Here is a 22,528-nt window from a genome sequence, read left to right as displayed (position 1 = left end):
GAATCGTTCTGTGTCTCGTACAGAGGTTCCTACGTGATCATCGTCGACGGCCAGCAACGACGATGCCAGAGCCCGAGCGGCGGAGCCGGCGTCGCCGACGTTGTCGAGGTCGGTGAGCTTGTGGAAGATCAGCATGTTGGCGATGCCGTAGTGGCGGGCGAGGCGCCAGTGGGTGTCCATACGCCGTAAGAGAGCAGGGTGCTGCATGAGCCGCCAGGCCTCGTCGTACACGACCCAGCGCTGGCCACCGTCTGGATCGAGCAGCGCTGATTCCATCCACGCAGAAGCGCAGTTCATCAAAACCGAGATCAGGGTCGAGTTCTCCGTGACACGGGATAAGTCGAGCGAGACCATCGGAAGGGTCGGGTCGAATCGGATCGTCGACGGGCCGTCGAAGAGCCCTGCTAGATCACCGGCTACTAGGCGTCGGAGGCCGTGGCCGGCGAGGCGGCCGTCCTCAGTGAGCCGGCCGTCGGGATCGTCGCGGGGTCGGGGGAGAGGAGTCGGTCGATGACGAGGGGGAGGACAGGTACGCCGCGGGTGCTGGTGGCTGCGCGGAGAGCGACGTCGACGGCGGTGTGCTCGAGCGGCGTGAGTGGTCGGTTACACGCGTCGTCCGAAGGGGATCAAACGGGCGTACAGGCTCTTGGCGAGGGCTGACTTGCCGGCGCCGACGACGCCGGCGAGGACAAGGTTGGGCGCGGTGATCAATCCGCGGGCGTAGAGGACCCAAGGGTCGTAGACGTGGGAGGAGCCGGAGTAGAGGCTGAGGTGGCCGTAACGGCCAGGCCAGCTTGGCTTCGCCGCCTCGGCACCCCGCCGACAAGTTCTGCTGCTCGACGAACGTGGTTGGCTGCGGTGCAGATCGTGGTGGCTTACCGCAACCGCTACCAGGTCAACAGTGATCTCCCGCTGGACCTCGGGGGTCAGACCGAAGCCGAACGGGTCGACCGACTGCGAGCGCGGGCTGCGCAGCGTCAGGCGGCAGAGATTGCTCAGGCCGCCGGCTTGTCTACCGAGTGTCCGCCCGTTTCGGCACAGACGGTTCTTGGATAGCGCTTGGCGACTTCGGTCGAAGCCAGCGCTGGTTCCGACTACGTGGCCCACGTTCCGCATCGCCATGGCGGGTGGTCCTCGAGCCTTCTGCGGCCTCGCACGTCATGAGGTGGTTCCCTTGTGGGTGGGTCCTACCCGTCGGCGGTACGTTGCTGACCGGTCAGGTAGTCGTGGTGGCGTTGCTTGCTTGCAGTACGTTTCGGATCTGGGGAGCAGCGGCCGCCATCGCGTCGGCGGTCCATCGGTGAGCGGGACCGGAAACGGTGAGCGCCCCGAGGAGGCCGTCTGGCCCGGGGCCGGGGATTGCGAAGGAGATTGCGCCGACGTCGGGGGTACGTAGGCCGACAGCGAGGAAGTAGCCGGTCTCGCGAACGCTGATGGTGTCTTCGCGAAAGTGGGCCATGTCGTGGCTCGTTCCTGCGGCCTCGATCAGGAGCGAGTCGAGGTCGGCGTCGGACAAGGTGGAGCAGAGCACGCGGCCGGACTCGCCGGAGCACAGTGGCAGCACCTCGCCGACGGGGATGACGCGGCGGATGGTGTGGACGCCTTGGGCGACCTCGACGGCCACTCGTTTCATACCGTTGCGGACCTGGAAGGACGTGGTCTCGCCTGTGAAGGCCACGATCTTGTCCATGACCGGTCGCATGAGTCGTCCGACGTTGAACCGGTTAGCGGTTCGTATGCTCATCGAGACGAAGGTGGCAGCTACGGTGTAACCGCCGAGCCGAGGTTCGCGTTCGACGAAGCCGGCGTTCTCCAGCGAGCGCACGAGCCGGTAGGTGACGGTGCGGCTGAGGCCGACCCTGCCGGCAAGCTCGTCAAGCGGGACGGGGGCGTCGTCCTGGACGATCTGCTGGAGCACTTCAAGTGCGCGGTCGACGGTCTGAGAACCGCCGGTGCTTGGCGAGGTCGCCATCGGCTCGCACTCTCCTTCTGCATGAGGCCATTGTTCGGCGCCAGTCTGCCGGACGGGCTCGTGGCCCGTCCGGTGGTGCCTTCACTTGGCTGGCTTGACGAGCAGGATGGGGACCTCGATATACATGAGAAGGCGCTGTAGGTCGTGCCCGAACAGCAGCTTGCCGACGGCGGTGCGGTGGCGTGTGCCGACCACGACCGTAGAGGGTCGCAGAGCGTGGACGCGTGCGACGAGGGATTCAATGGGGTCCTCGCCGGGCGCGATGAGCTCGGCATGCCACTCGGTGTCGGAGCTGAGCTGGGACTGCAGCTGATCGTTGAACGCGCGCTGTTCGAGGTCGAGAACTCCTTCGGCGCGGCTTCCCGACGCGGTGGCCAGGATGAGGAGCTCGTCGCCGCGTTCGCGGGACAGGCCTTGAGCAGCAGCGAGCGCGGTCGCGTCTTCGCTGCTGGACCGGTGGATCATGACAACAGGCATGGGATTCCCTTCAGGTCGTGCGTGGGTCAGAGGCCAGCAACGATGTAGATCAAGCTGGCGGCCATGGCTGCGTAGACGCCGATCATGGTCTTGACGATGGTCCAGGTCTTGAGGGTCTGGGTGACCGTCATGCCGAGCAGGCGGCTCATGAGCCAGAACCCGGCGTCGTTGACGTGGGGCAGGATTCCGGAGCCGCCGGCCATGACGAGAACAAGCGCGGCGAGCTGGACAGGGTTCAGGTCGGCCGCGGCGACGGTGGCGCCCATCAACCCGGCAGCGGTGGTGACCGACACGGTCGTGCTGCCGACGGCGGCGCTCATGATTCCGCAGATGAGGAACATCGCGGCCGGCAGCGGGAGCCCGCTCGCGTCGATCGTGTTGGCGAGCGCGTCGTCGATGCCACTGGCCTCCAGGACGCCGGCGAACATGCCGCCTGCGCCGACAACGAGCAGGACCGAGGCGATGGGCTTGAGCGAGCTGTCCAGCATGTCCTCGATTAGGACAGTGGCGGTGCCGCGGCGCGTACCCAACACGTAGCTGGCGACGACCACTGTGATGAGCAGAGCGATGGTCGTCGATCCCAGGACCTGCAGCACCTGAACCCAGGCTGCGTCCTCGTCCAAGACACCGGTCCTGGCGAGCATGGTGGAGCCCGTGTTGAGGAGGATGAGGACAAGCGGTAGGCAGATGAGGGCCAGCAAGGTGGGAACACTGGGTGCTTTGACCTTGGTGTCGACGCGAGTCGCGACATCGGTGGATGTTCCGCTTGCCCCGGCTGTTTCGCCGGTCGCCGTGTACGGCTCGTCTACCCGGGAGCCACCGGCGAATGCTTCAGGAATGGGAAGCACAAGGCGGCGCCCCATCCAGCAGCCGAGGAGATGACCACCGAAGAACCAGCCGATGATGCCCACGAGAAGGCCGAACAGCATGACGAGGCCGATGTCGGCTCCCAAGAGGATGCTGGCCGTCGTGACGCCGGGGTGGGGCGGCATCATCATGTGCATCATCGACAGCGCGGCCGTGGGGCCGAGGACGTAGAGCAGGATGCCGCCGCCGAGGCGACGGGCGACGCCGAGGTACAGCGGGAGCATGACCAGGAACGCGGCGTCGAAGAAGATCGGAATGCCGAAGACCAGCGAGGCGATGCCGAGCGCGAGCGGGGCACGCTTCTCGCCGAGGCGGTTCACGAGCGCATCTACGAGCACTTTCGTGCCGCCGCTGAACTCGATGAGGCGGGCGAACATCACGCCAAAGGCGATGAGGAGGGCGATTTCGCCGAGCGTCTCGCCGAGGCCGCCGAGGAGCGCATCCATGATCTCGGCGGTGGGGATGCGGGCGACGAACGCGGTCGCCAGGCTCACGATCGTGAGGGCCACGACTGCGTGCAGCTTGACCTTGAGGATCAAGAACAGCAGTGTGGCGATGGCGCCTGCGCAGATGAGCAATAGCGGGCCGGTCGAGAGGTGGTGGAACTGGTCTTCCATGGGGTTCTCCGGTCGGTACGGCTGCGGCGCCTGAGGGGCGCCCGCAGAGGGCCTCAGCACTTTAATACTTCCTATAATCGGAAGTGCACTTCCGATTTGCGTATGAAGTAGATCACGCGACGTCAGGTGGGTCAACCGGTGTCGACAATCGGGAGGCCGGGCTGAACGGTGATGATGCAGGTGATGTCCCTGGTCAGCGCCCTTGTCGGGTCGCGGCGGGGGCGACGGCTGCCTCGGCGCCGCTGCGCTGCAGTTCGTGAGTGATGAAGCCGGACGACTTCAGCAGTTCGACCTGGTCGGCGACGGCCGTAACGATGTGTTCGGGCGTGCCGCGGCGTAGTCCGACAGCCTGGCGGATCTCCATGAACGGTGGCTCGAGGACGCGGTATCCGTGGATGGCGGCGTACGCCGCCATGGGTTGACGGATTCCCGCGCAAACCTCGAGATGCTCGTCCTCGAAAACGTCGGGTACCTCGGGTCCGCGGACAACTTCGGCCGCGGCGATGGTGCGGGTCAGGTACAGGTCGTAGGCCGATCCGCTGCGTACGCCGACGCGGACGCCTGGGGAGTCGACGTCGTGTGCGGTGGTCAGGGCCGATTCGGGGCGGGTGATGTACACGCCTTCGAGGAGGGCGTACGGATCTGTGAACGCGACCCCGTCCTCGCGGACGGGGTCAATCGCAAGGAAGCAGAGATCTACGTCTCCGGTTGTGATTGCCGCGTAGGCGTCGCGAGCCGCAGGGACGAGTGTCATGTCGAGAGGGACGCCGATCCATGCGGCGATCTGGCGGGCGATTGCAACGCTGACGCCACGGGGTGCCGCGGAAGACCCTTGTGCCAGAACTGGGTTTCCGAGGTTGATGACCGCCCGCAGTAGGCCACTGGGCGCTAGCGCGCCCCGGATCGCGTCTGCGGCGCCCCCGGCCGTGAGCGGGCGGGCGGAGCCGCCATACGGGCTGTCCGGCGAGCCGACAGGGCCGGCCGTCACGGGAGTACCTCGATCTGGCCGCGCATCAGTGCGCGTGCGGTGCGGAACAGGGAGGCGCCGACAACGGTCGTGACGCCATCCTCGACGGTCACGTCGGCGGCCGACGTGACGACTCCGGATGGGGTGGCGATGCGCAGGTCTCTCCCGTTGCTGGTGGAGTGTCGTTCTACTACGGTGCCGGGGATATTGGCCGCAGTAGCGGCGCAGAGGGCTGCGGTGCCGGGGATCGCGCGGTGGACCAGTTCCATGGACACGGTGCGTGCGACGATGTCGGAGTCGGCGGCTGGGACGTGTGTGCCGTCGAGCAGCGTGGTGTCGGCGGGCGGGGCGACGATCGCGACCTTGGGGACGGCGAGTGAGGCATCCTTCGGTGTGGCGGACATGCCCATAGCGACGGCGCCGGCGCGACGGATGCGGTCCAGCAGCGCCATAGTGGCCGGGTCGGCGTCGAGGTCCTGTGGCATTTCGGACCCCTTGAGGCCGAGATCTGCTGCGGCGACGAACACCATCGGGTTGGCGGCATCGATGAGGGACGCCTCGATAGTGCGGTCTCCCAGGTCGATAGTGTCGATGGGATTGCCGGTTGGCAGTAGAGCGCCGGTCTTGGATCCGCCGGGACTGAGGTACTGCAGCTCGATCGGCGATCCGGTGGTGGCGACGCCGGGGAGCACGAATTCTCCATTGGTAGCCGCGACGCCGTCGGTGACTTGTAGCTTGATGGCGATGAGTTTGTCGGTGTTGGTGTTGTGGACCACAACGCTCGCGGGGCCGTCGCGGTCGACTTTGTAGATGCCGGCCAGCAGGGCGAACGGCACGACCGCGGACGACAGGTTGCCGCAGTTGCCGGAGTAGTCGACGACTGCCTCGTCGACTGCGACTTGGCCGAACGTGTACTCCAAGTCGGCGTCAGGGCGATCGGAAGCGGTCACGCTGACGACTTTTGACAGCGACGAGATGCCGCCGCCCATCCCGTCGAGCTGACGACCAAACGGGTCCGGCGAGCCGAGCGCGCTGGTGAAGATGTGGTCGCGCTCCGGACCGGGCGAGGGTAGGTCGACCTCATTGAAAAACATGCCCTTGCTGGTGCCTCCACGCATGAACGTGGCGTCAATCCATGTGCTCATCCAACCTCCTAGCGCTGTATACAAGTATACAGATTGTGAGTCTGGTCCAATCGGGGTGCCGGAGGACACTCCGGCTACGAGCCCGGGCAAGTGCGTGGCACGATGCGGGAATGACTGCGCTGGCGACGTTCGAGTTCTCAGATCGGTCGGTGGCTCTGCGGCGTGCCGTGGCGGAAGATGTGCCCGGCATCGTGGAGCTGTTGGCGGACGACCTGCTGGGCGCTACGCGGGACGGCCCTGCCGACGGGGCTGGCGAGCGTGATCTACAGCGCTATTTCCAAGCGTTCGAGGCCATCGACGCCGACAGCGCACATCTGCTGTTGGTCGGAGAAGAGCTAGGCGCCAGCGGTCAGCTGGCGGCAACGATGCAGTTGTCCTTCATTCCGGGTCTCGCGCGCCGCGGCGCGTTGCGAGCCCAGATTGAGGCAGTGCGGGTCCACGCCGACTGGAGGGGCAGCGGACTGGGGCGGGCAGTGTTCGGCTGGGCCATCGACGAAGCCCGACGACGTGGCTGTGAGCTGGTGCAACTCACCAGCGACAAGCAGCGCGGCCGTGCGCATCGATTCTATTCAGAGCTTGGCTTCAACGCGTCCCATGAAGGATTCAAGCTTGTGCTGTAGGCAGAAACAGACTCGGCCGCCAGCTTGGCACGGCGAGCCGCTGGAGCGGCATGGCGATGTTCTGGCTCGGCATCCTGCGAGTCGCCTGAGGTTTCTCGCTAACTCGCGGCAACCGCGAGTGTCAGGCCAGGTCGTTGCCGATTGCTCTCAGTGCTTCGTCCCGCGCGTCCAGCACGTGTGAGTGGGCGATGGCTGCCGCGCGTTCAGCGTCGCGATCACGGATGGCCTCGACGATTTTGCCGTGGTCGGCCAATGCCTGATCCCGCCGCTCCTGGGTGTGATTCGTGAACACGCGGTAGCGCGCCATCTGGTTCGCCACCTGCTCATGGAGGCGAAGGGCCCAGCTGTTGTCTGCGATCGCCCCAATCTTCGCGTGCAGTGTCTTGCCAAGGTCCATCGCGTCGTCGGCGAAGCTCACCAGAGCGGCGTTTCGTGCCACGATGCCGTCGAGATCGGCGACGTTCTCCGGCGTTGCCTTGCGGCTCGCGGTGGCGGCCATCATGGACTCGAGTGCGGCTCGGACCTCGTAGAGCTCTGAGATGTCTCGCGCGTCGAGCCGTGGCACGAACACGCCGCCCGTCGCGTGTTGCTCCAGGAGGTTCTCGGCGATCAGTCGCCGCAGGGCCTCGCGCAGAGGTGTTCGCGAGATGTCGAGGTCCGAGGCGAGCTGTGGTTCGTAGAGTCGGGCTCCAGGCTCGAGCTCGAGCTCGAGGACGCGGCGCTTGAGCTCTTCATACGCGTATTGCCCGCCCGATTGGCGAGCCATCGATTTCTCAGTCATGGCGGGTCGGGTCGAGGCTACCTGACGAGGGCTTGGAATCCGGCGGCTTGGCTTGGCAAGAACAGTCGCGTGCATATCTGCGTGGGGTCGGAGATGTGGTGAGCACCTGCCGCAACGACCGCCGGCTCCGCTCGCTCCGCGGAGTCTGGGTCCGCAACGGCGACCGTTGGAGAATTACCGACGTTGGGTGCGATGGCAGCGTCGTCGTACAATGCCTGAACGTCGTGGGTTCTTCACACCAGAGGAAGGTTGCTGGGGGAGAGTGTGACGACGAACTGCCCTTCTACAGGGATGGCAGCAGGTTCACGGCTGCACGAGGCCAGTCGACGAAGATGTCCTTGGCGGTGCGTCCCCCGCCGTATCGGCCGTCTCGTTGGTCGGGGTCACCCATTCCAGCGCCCAGCCATTCAACTGCATGAGCACATCGCCCAGTGCGCGGCCCTTGTCGGTTAGCGCGTACTCGACGCGCACTGGATGTTCGCAATAGACAGCTCGATCGACCAATCCTGCACTCTCGAGCTCCTTCAGGCGCTGCGACAGGGTGCTTTCGGTGAGTGAGGGGATCGCCGACGCCATCGCGTTGAACCTCATCGGACCTGGCACCAGTGCGCGAAGCACTTGCCCGGCCCACCGCTTGCTCAATGTCTCCATCGCGGCACCGAAGTACGGGCAGTACCGGGCGACTTCGTCGGTCACAGCCACTCCTTCCGCAGCCTGGCTGGCGCCAAGGCTAGCAGGACACTACTCACTTGCACAATCATAGTGACTAGTGCTCTTATAGTCACAGGTGCTTGCGCCTCCAGCCGACCCGATGAAAGTGAGTCCTCGCATGGCGAGTTCCCCGACTGCTCCGATAGTGCCGTCCGTCTGGCTCAAGCTGCTGACGACCGGCAGGTTCGTGGTCGCCGCCAGCCATCTGGCAACTCCCGGCACCGTCGCACAGGTCTTCGGGATGGAGATGCGAGGGACTCCCGCTGTCGCGTACGGGCGGATGTTCGCGATCCGCAACGCCGCTCTGGCGATGGGGCTGCTGCGGCTCGACACGGTCACCGATCCCCAGGCGTACTTGAAGCTGAACGTCGTGATGGACGCGGTCGACGCCGTCGCTTTCATCGCTTCAGGGATCCGACGCGACGTTTCCCCACGCACCAGTGTCCTCGCGACAGCGGTAGCCATGTCCGCCGTTGTTGCCGGTCTTGGCGCACTCCGCGCCCAGCCCAAGCCGTAACCACCAAGAGAAGGCAGATGTCGAAATGAATGAAGCATCAGGGCAAGGGCTCGTCGCAGTCGCCGGCGCGACAGGTCGCGTCGGCAGCGTGATCGTCGAAGGACTCTCCGACGCAGGAGCCGCGGTACGTTCACTGAGCAGGACACCGTCAGATCCGGACACCGCCCGCCCCCAGGCCACGAGCGTCCAGATCGACTACGCCGACGCCGGCTCGATCGCGTCCGCTGTTGACGGCGCAAGCGTGCTGGTCATCTCCTTGGGTAGTTCCGAGGACCAAGCTCATCAGGAGATAGCGCTCATCGACGCAGCTGCCAAGGCAGGAGTCGAGCATGTGGTCAAGGTGAGTACGTGGTCCTGGCCTTCCCGCATACACCCCATCGACTGGCACCTGCAGGTAGAAGACCACCTCAGCAAGGTCGACATCGGTTACAGCCTGCTGCGACCCATGACCTTCAGCGCAGTCATCGGCGCTCAGGCGGACCTCATCAAGAACAACCTGTGGGGAGGAGCCGCCGGAACTCGGCCCGCGAACCTCATCGATGTGCGCGATGTCGCAGATGTGGCAACCCATCTGATCCTGAGCGGTGAAGCGAGTGGCCCGGTCCGCAGGCCTTACCACCTCACAGGACCCGACGGGCTGAGCATGGATGCCATCGCGGAGCACATTTCGCTGGCGATCGGGCGCACGGTCAACTACACGCATCGAACTCCTGATGAGCAGCGAGAGTTGCTGCTGTCACTCGGACTACCCGACTTGATCGTCGGACTCCTCCTCGGCATCGACGTCGAGTCCTTTGCGTCGGGCGCCAGCACCGAGAAGACCTCGACCGTTGAGGCCGTGCTTGGGCGGCCCCCTCGCTCGATTCCTGACTGGATCACGGAGCACGCAGACCTCTTCCGCTAACCAGCACAGTTTGCCAGGGCGCAGGGCCGACGTCGGTTGTGCGCGACGTCGGCCCTAGCCGCGCCAGGCGAGAAACCACCGCCTGTGCCTCCTGCCGAAGGCTCAGGGGGCATTCGGGATTCGATGCCCGGACCGCGACCGCGCACCGCTGCTGACTGGGGACCTCAAGATCGGGCCGATTGGCTGTGTGCGCGGCCGGCAATGGCGCGCAGGAACTCGATGTTCTCGATGTCTCGGTTGGTTTCGGTCTGGGCGCTGAGGTGGCGCTGGTGATGTTCAGCGTCTCTTGGCGCGAGCGGCGATGTCGCGGCCGATGATCTCCTTCATGATCTCGGTCGTGCCGCCGTAGATCGTCTGGATACGCGCGTCGCGGTAGGCGCGTGCGATGGGGTACTCGAGCATGTATCCGTACCCGCCGAAGAGCTGGAGGGAGCGGTTGATGACGCGTTGTTGAAGCTCGGATGCCCACCATTTCGCCTTGGCGGCGTCGACAGCGGTGAGGCTGCCGCGGTTGAGCTTGAGCGTGGCAGCCTCGACGTAGGCCCGAGTCACCTCGAGCTCCGTCTCGATCTCCGCCAGGGTGAAGCGGACGGTCTGGAAGTCGCCGACGTCCTGGGAGAAGGCTTGACGCTCGAAGACGTAGTCGCGTGCCCAGCCATATGCGGCCTCGGCCGAGCAGAGGGCTGCGACGGCGATCGAGAGGCGTTCCAGCGGCAACCGCTCCATCAGGTATCGAAGACCGTTGCCCTCCTCACCAAGGAGTCGATCGCGACCGACTCGGACCTTCTCGAAGAAGAGCTCCGCGGTGTCCTGTGCAACCAGGCCGATCTTGTCGAGCTTGCGGCCGCGGCTGAAGCCGGAGTCACCGGCTTCGACGACGAACAGGCTGAAGCCACGCGATCCAGCGTCGGGGTTTGTGCGAGCCAGGACGACGATGGTGTCGGACTGGATGCCGTTCGTGATGAAGGTCTTCTGTCCGCTGATCAGCCACTCGTCGCCATCCCGAACTGCGGTGGTACGAGTGCCTTGAAGGTCGGACCCTGCCCCCGGCTCGGTCATCGCGATCGCGCCGAGCTGGTTCCCGCTGGTGAGACCGGGGAGCCAGCGACGCTTCTGCTCCTCTGAACCCAGCTCCATGACGTACGGGATGACGATGTCCTCCTGAACCGCGAGGCCTGCGGAGTACGACGCCGCGCCTGCGCTTGCGAGCTCCTCTGCGACGATGAACCGGAATCGGTAGTCGTCGGTTCCGCCACCGCCGTACGCCTCCTCGACGCGGGTGCCGAGCACCCCGGCCGCGCCGGCCGCTGCGAAGGCTGTCCGATCGACGAGGTGCTGCTCTTCCCATTCGAGGTAGAAGGGGCTGATCTCGCGTTGGACGAACTCTCGCACGCTGACACGGAACGCGTCGTGGTCGGGCTGGTAGAAACTCATCTCGGACGGGTTCATGCGAGCAGGTCCTCGCGGCCGTCGGCCTCGAGACGCTCGATGTATGCGGCGTTCATCGATTTGGCGCTGGGCAGCAGAGCGACGAGACGCGGCAGTTCGCCAGACAGCTTGATCTGACCGCGGGCGATGGCCAGGGGGAGGCTCACCTTTCCCTGCCAGAATCGGTTGGCGGTCTCGGAGGTCAAGGTGAGGGTCATGTTCGGCTCCGGTGCGGCCTGCCCGAAAGCGAGTTCGCCGGCGATGAGGTCCGCCGTGATGACGGTGTCTGGCTCGCTGAGGTTCATGCGCATGATGAGGCCCGATCGCGCGAGAGTGGCGCTGAGCTTCGGGTGTGCGAATCCAGCCGCAAAGATCCCGCCGATGTAGTCGTTCGCCTCGTCAGCGTTCTTGAAGGTGGTCATCGATCTGGGTCTCCTCAGAAGATCTTGCGGAGCATGCGCTGCGCGAACGGGCTGTAGGGCGGGTAGACGATCCGCGGATCAGGTCGGGTCGGCCGAGCCAGATGGGACTTGCGGTGGCTGAACGTCTCGAAGCCGAAGCGGCCGTGGTAGGACCCCATCCCGCTGGTTCCAACGCCGCCGAACGGAAGAGCCGGCACCAAGAAATGGACGGCTGCGTGATTGCTCACGACCGCTCCGGCAGAGACCTTTCGCCGGAAGCGGCGCTGGAGATCGCGCGAGCGCGAGAACAAGTACGCCGCGAGCGGCTTCGTGCCCCGCGCGATGTATTCGATCGCCTCGTCACCCGAGCTCACCGTGACGACGGGAAGAACCGGGCCGAAGATCTCCTCGGTCATCAGCTTGCTGTCGAGTGAGGGGTCGACGACGACGGTCAGGTCGACCTCGCGCTGATCTGGGCTGGCGGAGCCTCCGAGCGCCGTCGAGCCACCATGGCCATCGAGCAAGGCGGCCAGCCGGTGAGCGTGTCGAGCGCTCACGATCGGCATGGCCTTGCCCCCGTCGCCCTGGGGGCTCAGTGCGACGATCGCGTTCGTCAGCTTCTCTACGAAGGCGTCCCGCACGCCGGCCTCGACCATGACGTAGTCCGGCGCGATGCACGTCTGGCCCGAGTTGAGGAGCTTTGTCCAAGCGATCCGTCGCGCGGTCACGTCGAGATCCGCGTCGGTGGTGACCACCGCGGGGCACTTGCCGCCGAGTTCCAAGGTGACGGGAGTCAGATGTGGAGCTGCGGCAGCCATGATGGCCTTACCGATCTCCGGCCCTCCGGTGAAGAACGCGTGATCCAATCCTTGGGCCAGGATCGTCTGGGTGACCTCTGGGCCGCCCTCGAACAGCATGATCGCTTCGGGATCGAGATGCTCGGTGACCAGCTCGGCAAGAACCGCGGCGGTCGCGGGCGCGTGCTCCGAAGGCTTGAGCACCACGCAGTTGCCAGCGGCTATCGCGGCGATGGCGGGAGCGAGCGTCAGCAGCACCGGGTAGTTCCATGGACCGATCACCGTCACGACACCTAGCGGTTCGTAGTCGTACCAGGCGCGACCGGGAAGCTGGCTCAGTGGAACTCCAACCCGTTTGGGGCGGTTCCAGGAACGGAGGTTCTTGCGGGCATAACGGGCTTCGGCGGCAGCCGGCGCGATGTCCCCGAGGAAGGTGTCGTTCGCCGGCCGGCCGAGGTCGATGGCCAGGGCGGCCGCGATTCGCTCCTCGCCCTCGCTCAGAAGTCGCTCGACGGCAGCGAGCTGCTCCAGCCTCCACCCGATGTCCCTGGTACGCCCTGTCGCGAAAGTGGCGCGCAGCCGGGCTGTCCCGTCGACGATCTCGGTAGCGCTGCTCTCTGCGGCAATGGGTGCGGAAGCTAGGGGCGGTGCTCCGGCGGTGTCGTTCTTCATCGCGATCTCCTCCTCAGGAGCGCTCGACGCGGGCGTCGTAGGCGCGCCGCGCCTCAGGGTCGAAGTGCAGGAAGGTGTCATAGGCGCCGAGCTTGCGATTGACGTAGTCGCGCAGACCGCGCCCCATCAGTGGCTGGGCGGCGAGCATCGAGCCGATCATCGCAGGGGCATAGACGTCCTTCTTCCCCCTCGCGACGGCCTCAACGATGCGTCTTGCCACGTCCGACGCCTCCACGGGGGGAAACAGCTTCGTCGCTACGGTGCCGTCGATCAGGCCGGTGTTGGTGAAGTTCGGCATCACGCAGGTGAAGTCGACTCCGGTCCCGGCGTACTCGATGCGCGCCGTCTCTGTCATGGCGACGACGGCGGCCTTGGTCGCGCAGTACGCGAGGCCCCCAGGTATGGCCGCCTTGCCGGCGGTCGACGCGACGTTGACGATGTGACCGCTTCCGCGCGCGCTCATCGACGGAAGGGCCAGATGCATGCCGTGCAGGTAGCCGAGCACGTTGATCTCCACAGCGCGCTGATAGGTGGCCGGGGCCATCCCGGTGAACGGTCCGATCGGCATGACCCCCGCGTTGTTCACGAGCACGTCGAGCGGACCTTCGGACATGGCAGCCGCCAAGAACGCCTCGTACGAGGTCCGTTCGGTGACATCGAGGCTGAGGCCCTGTACGTCTGGGCCGATCTCCGCCGCGGCTCGGCTGCTGAGCTCGGCGTCGATGTCGCCGATCGCCACACGAGCGCCGCGTGCTGCGAACTCCTTCGCGGTGGCCAGGCCGATTCCACGGGCACCGCCGGTGATGGCGACGCGAGCGCCAGCCAGAGACTTCTTCATAGGGTGGTCCTCACAGATCGATGACAAGGCGCTCGGAAGCGCAGCGGGAGACGCAGGGCATGAATGCACCTTCGTCGCGGTCCTGATCGGTGAGCACGGAGTCACGGTGGTCCGGCTCGCCCTCGAGGACCAAGGTTTCGCAGGTGCCGCACACGCCCTCGCTGCAGTTGCGCAGGGTGAAGACGCCGGCTTCGGTGGCAACGTCGAGGATCGACGCGCCAGGGGGAACGGCTCGCGTGACGCCGCTGCGTGAGAAGACCACCTCGAACGGCTGGTCATCCTTCCTGATCGCTTCCGTGGCGGCGGCGAAGCGTTCCGTACGCAGGCTGCCTTCGAGCCAGCCGGCACATCGCTCTTCGACGGCCGCGAGAAGTGGTTCCGGCCCGCAGGCGTAGACGAGCGTGTTCTCCCGAGGCGGCAGCAGCAAGGCGTCGAGATCGAGCCTGCCGTCCGTGTCCTCGGGCTGGATGCGAACCCGCTCACCGAAGGACCGAAGCTCATCGAGGTAGGCCATGGACCCGAGTCGGCGACCCCCGTACAGCAGTTCCCAGGACCCACCGGCGGATTCGACTGCGCGCACCATCGCGATGATCGGTGTGATTCCGATGCCTCCAGCGATGAACTGGTATTCCGGCGACTCAACCAGTGCGAAGTGGTTGCGTGGTCCGTCGACACGCACGATGTCGCCCACCGACAGCTGCTCGTGGACGTAGGCGGATCCGCCTCGGGACTCTGGCTCGCGTAGCACGGCGACTTTGTAGTGATACCGGTCGCCTGGATCTCCGCAGAGTGAGTACGAGCGGGTGACCCCGCTGTCGAGCACGAGGTCGATGTGCGCGCCAGGCTGCCATTCGGGGAGCAACGTGGGGGAGCGCAGCAGCAGCTCGGTGACCCCGTCCGCCAGGGCCCGCTTGGCCTCGAGGGTCAGCTCCAGGCGGGCGGCGAGGGAGGACTCCCGCTCGGTGTTGATGGTCGTCATCTATAGCCCTCCTTGTTGTGCGGTGAATGTAATGTAATCTATGTTACAGTTCAAGCGCAATGACCCGCAGGAGGAGTTGTCATGACGAGCCAGACCCTGAAGCCCGAGTACGACGAGATCGAGCTCTCCAGTGAGACCTTCTGGTCGAGGACCGTCCGCGATCGCGACGTCTCCTTCGCGGCGCTTCGAGAGCAGCGACCCCTGTCGTGGCAGCCGCCCGCCTACGGAACTCTGATGGACGATCCGGACGACGAGGGCTACTGGGCAGCGGTACGTCACGAGGAAGTCACCCTTGTCAGCAAGGACGACATGACGTTCTCATCGGCGCCGGACCTCGGCGGTGTGATGTTCGAGAACGTGCCTGAGCAGATCCTGCGCGACACGCAGTCGATCCTGACCATGGACGAGCCGGAGCACGGGCGTACTCGTGCGCTCGTCGCCTCGGCGTTCAACCCTCGACAGATCCGCCGGATCGGGGAGCAGATCCAATCTCAGGCCGTGGCCATCGTTGATGACCTTCTCGAGACCGGGCCCGGCGACTTCGTCGAGAAGGTGGCTAAGCGGCTGCCCCTGTGGACTATCTCCGAGATGGTTGGCGTGCCTGTGGAGGAGCGTGAGCGCATGGTCGTGGCGGTCGATGACATGGTCGGCCACAACGACCCGGAGTACATCGGTGATCGGGATCCGTTCATGTGTCTGCTCGGCGGCATGGGGGAGCTGCACGACATCGCTCAGAACCTCATCGACGCCCGCCGCTCAGCGCCGCAGGACGACCTGATGTCCGCCCTGGTCCAGGCAGAGATCGACGGCACGCGTCTCGATGACGAGGAGCTCCGGTCGTACTTCGTCCTGCTCGCGATCGCGGGCAGCGACACGACTCGCAACACAACGAGCCACGCGGTCAAGGCGCTGACCGACTTCCCGGAGCAGAAGGCGCTCCTGCTCTCCGACTTCGATCGGATGATCCCGAGTGCCATCGAGGAGTTCATCCGCTGGGCGACGCCGGTCATGACATTTCGCCGCACCGCCACACGCGACGTCGAACTCGCCGGCCAGCAAGTGCTCGCGGGGGACAAGGTCGTCATGTTCTATGGATCGGCGAATCGTGACGCTCGCGTGTTCGAGAACCCGTGGGAGTTCGACATCTCGCGCAGCCCGAACCCACACGTCGGGCTCGGTGGTGGTGGGGTGCACTACTGCCTGGGGCAGCACGTGACCCGCATGCAGATGCGACACCTGTTCCGCGAGCTTCTCACCCGCGTGCCGACGCTCACCGTCGGCGAGCCCGAGTTCGTCGTGGGGCACTTCATGAACGCCATCAAGCGCATGCCGATCGACTTCTGAGTCGTAGGCGAGGTCACAACATCCCGCATCATCGCGTCAAGAACGACTGAGGAGATCGCATGTATCCCGGAACCTTCGCCAAGACCGACCCTTCGAAGCCGGCCGTCGTGATGGCCGAGTCCGGCCGTTCGCTCACCTACGGTGAGCTCGATGATCAGTCCCGCCGACTGGCAGTCGCGCTGCACGATCTCGGGCTGCGCAAGGGTGACGTCATCGCCATGTTGAGCGACAACGCTCCCGAGTGCTTTGTCATCTACTGGGCGGCCCTCCGCTCTGGTCTCTATCTGACCGCGGTCAACTGCCACCTGGCAGCGGATGAGGCGGCGTACATCGTCAACGACTGCGGTGCGAAGGTGTTGTTCGCCTCCGGGCGTCTGGACGGGCTGGCCGACTGGGTCTTGGCTGGGTCGTCGGGGCTCGAGTCGGCGTACTCGTTCGGCGGTGAGGTGTCGGGGTACGAGAGCTTCGAGGCGCTGCTGGCCAACGCCGGAGATCGCACTCTTGCCGTGCAGCCGCGTGGCAGCGACATGCTCTACTCGTCCGGTACGACGGGACGTCCCAAGGGGATCAAGCCGCCGCTGCTGCCCATCACCGTCGATCAGCCGGGCGATCCGCTCACGGCGATGCTGGGCTCGATGCTCGGTCTCAGCGCCGATGACCGGTACCTGTCGCCTGCGCCGATCTACCACGCCGCGCCGTTGCGTTGGTGTGGAGCGGTGCAAGCGCATGGTGGCACGGTCATCGTGCAGGAGAGATTCGACGCCGAGGCCTTCCTCCGCGCCGTTCAAGACCACAGGGTGACACTCACGCAGGTGGTGCCGACGATGTTCGTCCGGATGCTCCAGCTGCCCGAGGAACTGCGAAAGTCGTGCGACATCTCGAGCTTGCGGATGGCCGTCCACGCGGCGGCCCCGTGTCCGGTCGAAGTCAAACACGCGATGATCGACTGGTGGGGCCCGATCCTCGTCGAGTACTACTCCTCCACCGAGATGAGCGGTCTGACCATGATCGCGTCACCTGAGTGGTTGGCCAAGCCCGGATCGGTGGGTCGCGCGGTCATCGGCACCATCCATATCTGCGGTGACGCTGGCGCGGAACTGCCCGCGGGCGAGGTCGGGCTGGTCTACTTCGAGCGGGACGAACGCCCCTTTGAATACCACAACGACCCGATCAAGACCCGCGGGGCGGAACATCCCCGCCATGAGAACTGGACCGCGATCGGCGACGTGGGGTTCGTCGATGACGACGGCTACCTCTACCTCACGGATCGAGCGTCATTCATGATCATCTCGGGCGGGGTGAACATCTATCCTCAGGAGATCGAGAACGCACTGACGATGCATCCCGCGGTCTATGACGTCGCCGTGATCGGGCGTCCGGACCCTGTGATGGGGGAGCAGGTAACCGCGGTCGTCGCGGTCAGGGACGGTGTCGTGGCGGGTCCCGATCTCGCCGATGAACTGATCGCGTACGCGCGGACGAAGGTCTCAGCGTTCAAAGCGCCTCGTGCCGTCGAGTTCGTCGAGGAGCTGCCGCGCACGCCGACCGGAAAGCTCGTCAAGCGTACCCTCGTCGACCAGATCCGCTAGCTGGACCGGTTCCCGCACTAGGGTGACGGGGGAGGCTTGGAGGGTGGGGTGTGCCAACCTCGGGCGAGCAACAACAAGGAGGCATCAATGCGACGCATCGTGACCCGCGAGGAGTACTTCGAGAGCGCAATGTCGATCCTTGGCGAACAGGGGCCGGGCGGGCTGAAGATCAGTGCCCTGTGTCGCGCCCTCAAGGTCACGTCCGGCTCGTTCTACGGTTACTTCGGGAGTCTCGACGGCTTCACCGAAGACTTCCTGCAGTACTGGGAAGAGACCCAGACCGAGCGCATCGCGAACATCATCACGCGTCCGCCCGAACCGGCAGACCGGATCCACCTTGCGAAGGAGCTTGCTGCGACGTTGCCGCATGCTGCTGAGTCGGCGATCAGATCGTGGGCATCTACGAACGAGAAGGTGGCTGCAGTGCAGCGCCTTGTCGACGCGCGGCGGATCGAGGCATTGAGCGACATCCTGCGGCCGGCGGCTGCCGACGACGAGGAGGCGAAGAGCCTCGGCGTGATGGCGACGACCCTGCTCGTCGGTCTCCAGCAAATGCGTCACCCTGTCACCGACGCCGACTTTGCCACGATCTTTGACGAGTTCGAGGAATTCGTACTTCTCAAGTTGGCGGCTCGAGGCGAGGCTCCCGCGAAAGGGTCCAAGACGGCGACATCGCCTCAGCGTCAGCGTGCCTGCTGAGCTCTGATCCCCGGGACGCGGGTGGTCGCGTCATGCCGGTCGCTCTTAGAGAGCGGTCGGCCTCAAACATAACGTATGTTGTATTATCTTTGACCAGGAGAGACTATGAGGACCGATCTGGCCCATGGCGTGCTGACGCTCACCATGAACCGCCCGCATCGCATGAATGCACTGACCGCGAACGAGCTCTCGGTTCTCAAAGAGGCGGTGGACCTCGGGTCACGGGACCACGAGGTGCGGGTGATCGTGCTGGACGCCGAGGGTCCCGCGTTCTGCTCGGGTGCTGACCTCGGGACTGCTGAAAACCTGGCGACGGCGGACGCTGCCGCGGACACCATCGATGCCGCGAATGCGTTGGTCGAGGCAATGACGGCGGCACCCAAGCCCGTAGTCACCCTCGTGCGCGGCGCGGCCGCCGGCGTCGGTGTGCCGATCGCGCTGGCCGGCGACCTCATCATGTGCGACCACTCGGCCTACTTCATGCTTGCCTTCACTCGCATCGGGCTCATGCCGGATGGCGGCTCATCGGCCCTGGTCGCCGCCTCCGTCGGTCGCTCTCGAGCGATGCGGATGGCACTGCTCGCCGAGCGGCTGAGTGCCGCAGATGCTCTGGCGGCTGGGCTTGTGACTCATGTCGAGGAGGCCTCCGCCTTCGAGCGTGTCGCTGCAGACGTCGTCAAGCGCTTGGCCGACGGGCCGCAGGTCGCGCTTCGGCTCACCAAGCACGCAGTCAATGAGGCAACGCTCGCCGCACTTCCCGGCGCCTTCGCTCGTGAGCGTGAGGGGCAGCTCGGGCTGCTGCTCGCCCCCGACTTCAACGAGGGTGCGCGAGCATTCCGCGAGAAGCGTTCCGCGCAGTTCAGCGACCGTTGACGCCTGTCTCGATCCCATTTCAGATCTCGTAAGGAAGGTCTCCATGTCACTCCCCGCAGTGCTTCGCCAGAACCTGACGCTCCCGGTGGTTGGTTCGCCGATGTTCATCGCCTCCACCCCCGAGCTGGTCATCGCTCAGTGTGCCGCCGGCGTGATCGGATCCTTCCCGGCGCTCAATGCCCGGCCGGCGTCGCAGGTCGACGACTGGCTATCGCAGATCGACGACGAGCGCGCGAGGCTTTCGTCGGCGCAGTCCACTCCGGTCGCTCCGTTCGCCGTCAATCAGATCGTGCACAAGTCGAACGTTCGGCTCGAGGAGGACGTCGCCACCTGTGTGAAGCACAAGGTGCCGATCGTGATCACGTCGCTCGGCGCGCGCGAGGATGTGAACGAAGCTGTCCACTCCTACGGTGGAGTCGTATTGCACGACGTGATCAACGACAGGTTTGCTCGCAAGGCGATCGAGAAGGGCGCCGATGGTTTGATCGCGGTCGCTGCCGGGGCGGGCGGTCACGCGGGCACCCAGTCGCCGTTTGCGCTGCTGCGTGAGATCCGAGCCTGGTTCGATGGCCCTCTCCTGCTCTCAGGGGCCATTGCGCATGGCGCCTCCATCCTCGCTGCTCAAGCGGCTGGCGCCGACTTCGCGTACGTCGGGAGCGCATTCTTGGCCACCCACGAGGCGAACGTAGTGCCGCCGCACAAGGAGATGGTCGTGACCAGCGCGGCCGCCGACATCGTCTACAGCAACCTGTTCACTGGCGTGCACGGCAACTATCTGCGGGGAAGCATCAAGGCGGCCGGGCTGGACCCCGACGACCTTGCGACCGCGGACGCGAGCGTCATGGACTTCGGTTCGGGCAGTACTACGGACGCCAAGGCATGGCGAGACATCTGGGGATCCGGCCAGGGCGTTGGGGTCATCGATGAGATCACGTCGGTGGCTGGGGTCGTCACCCGGCTACGCCGTGAGTACGACGAGGCGCGCGATGAGTTGGCGCGACGTGCGTTTGTCGGCCGGTCGGTGGCGGTCTGACGCTCTCGCGATCCGTACGCATTCGGGTCTGGCTCCGGTAGCGAGCTGTGCCGCGAATGTAACATGAGTTATGTTACATTAGTGACGGATGTCACGAGACATCAAGCGTGAGGGGCTTCTATGTCAGACGTTGAACGCACACAGGACCGGATGGCCGGGGAACCGTGGCTCCCCGCGGAGACTGTCGAGATCCGCAAACGAGCCCGTTCGGCCGTGCGGGACGTCCTGGCGCCGCACGCCCGCGCCATCGGACAATCGACGGAGTCGGCAGCGAGCTTCCCGTGGAAGGCGTTTGGAGGGCTCGCTGAGGCCGGCCTGTTCGCCCTCCCGTTCGGGGAGGAGTTCGGCGAACCGCTCTCCTATCCGATGCTTGCTACGTGCACCGCGGCAGAGGAGATCGCCTACGAGTCCTCATCGATGGCAGGCGTCTATGACGGCCAATGCATCCTGGTTCCGCAGACACTTTCGTACGCAGCGCCGGAGTTGCGCGCTCGGTTGATCCCTGAGCTCATCTCTGGCAGGACGGCCTTCTCGTTCGCCACCACTGAGCCCGACACGAGCTCCGATCTGACGGCCGAGCGTCTCGGGACCATCGCGGAGCGAACGGAGTCCGGCTTCGTGGTGACAGGACGGAAGCGCTGGATCACGAACAGCGTGGTTGCCGGGTGGGTGTCGGTTCTGTGCAGGGACGGCCATGACGGACGACGGGCGACGATGCTCCTCGTCGACCTGAGCAGTCCCGGCGTCACCATCGGCTCGCCCGACATCAAGATGGGACATCGAGGTCAGATCACCGCAGACATCATCTTCGACCGTGTCGAGGTACCGGCAAAGAACGTCCTGCTCGGTGCTGGCCAGGGGATGAAGGTCGCTCTGTCGGCACTCGTACGTGGCCGCATCGGCATTGGGGCTGCGGGAGTCGGGGTCGCGCAGGCCGCCATGGATCTCGCGGTCGACAGGCTCAGAACGCGCCACGTCTTCGGCGCACCGCTCGGTGCGATGCAGCACTGGCAGTTCAAGATGGCGGGCTATGCGACCGAGATCGAATGCGCCCGGTCGCTGTACCAGAAGGCGGCCATGATCCTGGACCAGGGCGGGACCGCCGACATCGAAGCTGCGATGGCGAAGGCGTACGGGACCCGGCTCGCCAATGACCTGGTCCGCGATGCGATTCAGGTGTATGGCGCTCTCGGGTTCGCGCAGAGCGTCGGCGCGACGGGCGAGTCCGTGCGGCTCGAGGAGCTCTATCGGGACGCCAAGATCCTCGAGATCTTCGAAGGTGCGAACGAGCTGCAGCAGTGGATCGTTGCCCGCCAGCTGATCGGGCGAGATGTCACAGGGTGACCGGTTTGTCGGGCCGACGGAAGCGATCGGCGTAAGCGAAGTTTCGATTTTCGATCAGGAAGTGGGTCGCTCGTGTTGACACCCAAGCAGCTTCTCGCCGTGGGTTCAGGCGCCAGGGGAGGGGCGCATGACTAGCCCATCTCTCGCTCCGAGCCGTAGATCTGGGGTCGCACAGGCCGCCCTGGAGGACAACTGGCTGGCAGGAGCCATCGGCAAACTGGGGAAGTTCTATGCGTTCTGCCTGGAGGTGATGCGGCTACTGGTGTTGAAACGCTTCCAGTTCCGGGAGTTCGTCGACCAGGCGTGGTTCATCGCCACGGTCTCGGTCGGGCCGGCGATCCTGGTCGCGATCCCGTTGTGCGTGATCATCATCTTTCAGGTCAACCAGTTGCTGGTGCAGATCGGTGCGATCGACCTTGCGGGTGCGGGCGCGGCGGTCGCCGTGGTACGTGAGATCGGCCCGATGGTGAGCGTGCTGGTGGTGGCAGGCGCCGGTGCGACCGCGATCTGCGCCGACCTCGGCTCACGCAAGATCCGTGACGAGATCGATGCGATGGTCACTCTCGGGATCAACCCCATCCATCGCCTCGCCGTACCGCGGATCGTCGCTTCGGTGGTGGTCGCCGTCGCGCTCAACGGTTTCGTCTCCATCGTCGGTCTCGCCGGCGGTTACTACTTCTCGGTGGTCCTGCAGGGAGCCACGCCAGGCCTCTTCGTCTCCAACCTCACGCTTCTTGTCGGCACCGCCGACTTCGTGACGTCGGAGATCAAGGCAGCCGTCTTCGGGCTGCTGGCCGGCCTGACCGGGTGCTATCTGGGGCTCAACGCCAAGGGCGGCCCCAAAGGTGTGGGCGAGGCGGTCAACCAGACGGTCGTGTACGCCTTCATGCTGCTGTTCGCGGCGAACAGCATCATCACCATGATCTACTTCCAGATCCACGGGACGCACTGAT

Annotated in this window: 24 protein-coding genes; 11 read left to right on the top strand and 13 right to left on the bottom strand. The window is 65.3% G+C overall.

The window, feature by feature from the left end:
- The first annotated feature begins 33 nt into the window (after window positions 1-33).
- Window positions 34-189, top strand: coding sequence for a hypothetical protein (locus tag OH802_RS21260; protein ID WP_406021807.1), 156 nt, complete (start codon window positions 34-36; stop codon window positions 187-189).
- Window positions 190-603: 414 nt separating this feature from the next.
- Here OH802_RS21260 and OH802_RS21255 read toward each other — a convergent pair whose 3' ends face one another.
- From OH802_RS21255 to OH802_RS21230, 6 genes are all read right to left on the bottom strand, one after another.
- Window positions 604-1,122, bottom strand: coding sequence for a hypothetical protein (locus OH802_RS21255; RefSeq protein WP_406021805.1), 519 nt, complete (start codon window positions 1,120-1,122; stop codon window positions 604-606).
- 94 nt (window positions 1,123-1,216) lie between these two features.
- The gene (locus tag OH802_RS21250; protein WP_406021804.1) at window positions 1,217-1,972 is read right to left on the bottom strand and encodes an IclR family transcriptional regulator; all 756 of its coding nucleotides are present in this window, start codon (window positions 1,970-1,972) and stop codon (window positions 1,217-1,219) included.
- An 81-nt stretch (window positions 1,973-2,053) separates the two neighbouring features.
- Entirely contained in the window at window positions 2,054-2,449 is a 396-nt protein-coding gene (locus tag OH802_RS21245; RefSeq protein ID WP_406021802.1) for a universal stress protein, read from the bottom strand.
- 26 nt (window positions 2,450-2,475) lie between these two features.
- Entirely contained in the window at window positions 2,476-3,933 is a 1,458-nt protein-coding gene (locus tag OH802_RS21240; RefSeq protein ID WP_406021800.1) for a GntP family permease, read from the bottom strand.
- Between the two features lie 193 nt (window positions 3,934-4,126).
- Window positions 4,127-4,921: a transporter substrate-binding domain-containing protein gene (locus OH802_RS21235; protein ID WP_406021798.1), complete on the bottom strand. Its 795-nt coding sequence runs from the start codon at window positions 4,919-4,921 to the stop codon at window positions 4,127-4,129.
- A complete protein-coding gene (locus OH802_RS21230; RefSeq protein WP_406021796.1) occupies window positions 4,918-6,045 on the bottom strand; it encodes a PrpF domain-containing protein in 1,128 nt (375 codons plus the stop codon). Before OH802_RS21230 ends, OH802_RS21235 begins: the two co-directional genes overlap by 4 nt.
- A gap of 110 nt (window positions 6,046-6,155) precedes the next feature.
- On the opposite strand from OH802_RS21230, the gene OH802_RS21225 reads away from it, so the two are divergent.
- The gene (locus tag OH802_RS21225; RefSeq protein WP_406021794.1) at window positions 6,156-6,665 is read left to right on the top strand and encodes a GNAT family N-acetyltransferase; all 510 of its coding nucleotides are present in this window, start codon (window positions 6,156-6,158) and stop codon (window positions 6,663-6,665) included.
- Window positions 6,666-6,786: 121 nt separating this feature from the next.
- On the opposite strand, the gene OH802_RS21220 is transcribed toward OH802_RS21225, so the two are convergent.
- Window positions 6,787-7,446, bottom strand: coding sequence for a GntR family transcriptional regulator (locus OH802_RS21220; RefSeq protein ID WP_406021792.1), 660 nt, complete (start codon window positions 7,444-7,446; stop codon window positions 6,787-6,789).
- 303 nt (window positions 7,447-7,749) lie between these two features.
- On the bottom strand, window positions 7,750-8,142 hold the full coding sequence (locus OH802_RS21215) for a winged helix-turn-helix transcriptional regulator (protein WP_406021790.1): 393 nt from the start codon (window positions 8,140-8,142) through the stop codon (window positions 7,750-7,752).
- Between the two features lie 133 nt (window positions 8,143-8,275).
- Between OH802_RS21215 and OH802_RS21210 the strand changes: the two genes are divergently transcribed.
- Together OH802_RS21210 and OH802_RS21205 are read left to right on the top strand one after the other, a co-directional pair.
- Entirely contained in the window at window positions 8,276-8,674 is a 399-nt protein-coding gene (locus tag OH802_RS21210; RefSeq protein WP_406021788.1) for a hypothetical protein, read from the top strand.
- A gap of 25 nt (window positions 8,675-8,699) precedes the next feature.
- Complete coding sequence (locus OH802_RS21205; protein WP_406021786.1) at window positions 8,700-9,578, top strand: NAD(P)H-binding protein; 879 nt, start codon at window positions 8,700-8,702, stop codon at window positions 9,576-9,578.
- Window positions 9,579-9,854: 276 nt separating this feature from the next.
- Here OH802_RS21205 and OH802_RS21200 read toward each other — a convergent pair whose 3' ends face one another.
- The 5 genes from OH802_RS21200 to OH802_RS21180 are packed head-to-tail and all read right to left on the bottom strand — an operon-like array spanning window position 9,855 to window position 14,693.
- Entirely contained in the window at window positions 9,855-11,027 is a 1,173-nt protein-coding gene (locus tag OH802_RS21200) for an acyl-CoA dehydrogenase family protein (protein WP_406021784.1), read from the bottom strand.
- Window positions 11,024-11,428 (bottom strand): sterol carrier protein, encoded by a 405-nt coding sequence (locus OH802_RS21195; RefSeq protein WP_406021782.1) that lies wholly within the window; start codon window positions 11,426-11,428, stop codon window positions 11,024-11,026. Before OH802_RS21195 ends, OH802_RS21200 begins: the two co-directional genes overlap by 4 nt.
- Before the next feature lie 14 nt (window positions 11,429-11,442).
- Window positions 11,443-12,876 (bottom strand): aldehyde dehydrogenase family protein, encoded by a 1,434-nt coding sequence (locus tag OH802_RS21190; protein WP_406021780.1) that lies wholly within the window; start codon window positions 12,874-12,876, stop codon window positions 11,443-11,445.
- A 13-nt stretch (window positions 12,877-12,889) separates the two neighbouring features.
- Window positions 12,890-13,714 (bottom strand): SDR family oxidoreductase, encoded by an 825-nt coding sequence (locus tag OH802_RS21185; protein ID WP_406021778.1) that lies wholly within the window; start codon window positions 13,712-13,714, stop codon window positions 12,890-12,892.
- A 10-nt stretch (window positions 13,715-13,724) separates the two neighbouring features.
- Entirely contained in the window at window positions 13,725-14,693 is a 969-nt protein-coding gene (locus OH802_RS21180; protein ID WP_406021776.1) for a PDR/VanB family oxidoreductase, read from the bottom strand.
- 81 nt (window positions 14,694-14,774) lie between these two features.
- On the opposite strand from OH802_RS21180, the gene OH802_RS21175 reads away from it, so the two are divergent.
- The 7 genes from OH802_RS21175 to OH802_RS21145 all read left to right on the top strand — a co-directional run bounded on the left by OH802_RS21175 (window position 14,775) and on the right by OH802_RS21145 (window position 22,527).
- Window positions 14,775-16,037 (top strand): cytochrome P450, encoded by a 1,263-nt coding sequence (locus OH802_RS21175; protein ID WP_406021774.1) that lies wholly within the window; start codon window positions 14,775-14,777, stop codon window positions 16,035-16,037.
- 110 nt (window positions 16,038-16,147) lie between these two features.
- Window positions 16,148-17,626, top strand: a complete 1,479-nt coding sequence (locus OH802_RS21170) for an acyl-CoA synthetase (RefSeq protein WP_406021772.1) — start codon at window positions 16,148-16,150, stop codon at window positions 17,624-17,626.
- Window positions 17,627-17,713: 87 nt separating this feature from the next.
- Complete coding sequence (locus tag OH802_RS21165; RefSeq protein ID WP_406021770.1) at window positions 17,714-18,325, top strand: TetR/AcrR family transcriptional regulator; 612 nt, start codon at window positions 17,714-17,716, stop codon at window positions 18,323-18,325.
- A 105-nt stretch (window positions 18,326-18,430) separates the two neighbouring features.
- Window positions 18,431-19,198 carry an enoyl-CoA hydratase-related protein gene (locus OH802_RS21160; protein WP_406021768.1) on the top strand — a complete coding sequence of 256 codons (768 nt, stop codon included), beginning with the start codon at window positions 18,431-18,433 and terminating at the stop codon, window positions 19,196-19,198.
- 43 nt (window positions 19,199-19,241) lie between these two features.
- Window positions 19,242-20,231, top strand: coding sequence for an NAD(P)H-dependent flavin oxidoreductase (locus tag OH802_RS21155; RefSeq protein WP_406021766.1), 990 nt, complete (start codon window positions 19,242-19,244; stop codon window positions 20,229-20,231).
- A gap of 120 nt (window positions 20,232-20,351) precedes the next feature.
- Complete coding sequence (locus OH802_RS21150) at window positions 20,352-21,575, top strand: acyl-CoA dehydrogenase family protein (RefSeq protein WP_406021764.1); 1,224 nt, start codon at window positions 20,352-20,354, stop codon at window positions 21,573-21,575.
- Window positions 21,576-21,825: 250 nt separating this feature from the next.
- Window positions 21,826-22,527, top strand: coding sequence for an MlaE family ABC transporter permease (locus tag OH802_RS21145; protein WP_406029374.1), 702 nt, complete (start codon window positions 21,826-21,828; stop codon window positions 22,525-22,527).
- Window position 22,528: the final 1 nt, after the last annotated feature.

Origin of the sequence: Nocardioides sp. NBC_00850 (assembly GCF_045207335.1) — a bacterium.
Taxonomy (GTDB): Bacteria; Actinomycetota; Actinomycetes; order Propionibacteriales; family Nocardioidaceae; genus Nocardioides.
The sequence above is the reverse complement of the archived record's forward strand: the minus strand, read 5'-3'. Positions and strand labels throughout refer to the sequence as shown.

Bases quoted from the DNA above. Each gene is read 5' to 3' on its own strand.
- OH802_RS21255 (WP_406021805.1), bottom strand. From the start codon at position 1,122: ATGGCGATGCGGAACGTGGGCCACGTAGTCGGAACCAGCGCTGGCTTC.
- OH802_RS21250 (WP_406021804.1), bottom strand. From the start codon at position 1,972: ATGGCGACCTCGCCAAGCACCGGCGGTTCTCAGACCGTCGACCGCGCA.
- OH802_RS21245 (WP_406021802.1), bottom strand. From the start codon at position 2,449: ATGCCTGTTGTCATGATCCACCGGTCCAGCAGCGAAGACGCGACCGCG.
- OH802_RS21240 (WP_406021800.1), bottom strand. From the start codon at position 3,933: ATGGAAGACCAGTTCCACCACCTCTCGACCGGCCCGCTATTGCTCATC.
- OH802_RS21230 (WP_406021796.1), bottom strand. From the start codon at position 6,045: ATGAGCACATGGATTGACGCCACGTTCATGCGTGGAGGCACCAGCAAG.
- OH802_RS21225 (WP_406021794.1), top strand. From the start codon at position 6,156: ATGACTGCGCTGGCGACGTTCGAGTTCTCAGATCGGTCGGTGGCTCTG.
- OH802_RS21220 (WP_406021792.1), bottom strand. From the start codon at position 7,446: ATGACTGAGAAATCGATGGCTCGCCAATCGGGCGGGCAATACGCGTAT.
- OH802_RS21210 (WP_406021788.1), top strand. From the start codon at position 8,276: ATGGCGAGTTCCCCGACTGCTCCGATAGTGCCGTCCGTCTGGCTCAAG.
- OH802_RS21205 (WP_406021786.1), top strand. From the start codon at position 8,700: ATGAATGAAGCATCAGGGCAAGGGCTCGTCGCAGTCGCCGGCGCGACA.
- OH802_RS21200 (WP_406021784.1), bottom strand. From the start codon at position 11,027: ATGAACCCGTCCGAGATGAGTTTCTACCAGCCCGACCACGACGCGTTC.
- OH802_RS21195 (WP_406021782.1), bottom strand. From the start codon at position 11,428: ATGACCACCTTCAAGAACGCTGACGAGGCGAACGACTACATCGGCGGG.
- OH802_RS21190 (WP_406021780.1), bottom strand. From the start codon at position 12,876: ATGAAGAACGACACCGCCGGAGCACCGCCCCTAGCTTCCGCACCCATT.
- OH802_RS21185 (WP_406021778.1), bottom strand. From the start codon at position 13,714: ATGAAGAAGTCTCTGGCTGGCGCTCGCGTCGCCATCACCGGCGGTGCC.
- OH802_RS21180 (WP_406021776.1), bottom strand. From the start codon at position 14,693: ATGACGACCATCAACACCGAGCGGGAGTCCTCCCTCGCCGCCCGCCTG.
- OH802_RS21175 (WP_406021774.1), top strand. From the start codon at position 14,775: ATGACGAGCCAGACCCTGAAGCCCGAGTACGACGAGATCGAGCTCTCC.
- OH802_RS21170 (WP_406021772.1), top strand. From the start codon at position 16,148: ATGGCCGAGTCCGGCCGTTCGCTCACCTACGGTGAGCTCGATGATCAG.
- OH802_RS21165 (WP_406021770.1), top strand. From the start codon at position 17,714: ATGCGACGCATCGTGACCCGCGAGGAGTACTTCGAGAGCGCAATGTCG.
- OH802_RS21160 (WP_406021768.1), top strand. From the start codon at position 18,431: ATGAGGACCGATCTGGCCCATGGCGTGCTGACGCTCACCATGAACCGC.
- OH802_RS21155 (WP_406021766.1), top strand. From the start codon at position 19,242: ATGTCACTCCCCGCAGTGCTTCGCCAGAACCTGACGCTCCCGGTGGTT.
- OH802_RS21150 (WP_406021764.1), top strand. From the start codon at position 20,352: ATGTCAGACGTTGAACGCACACAGGACCGGATGGCCGGGGAACCGTGG.
- OH802_RS21145 (WP_406029374.1), top strand. From the start codon at position 21,826: ATGCGGCTACTGGTGTTGAAACGCTTCCAGTTCCGGGAGTTCGTCGAC.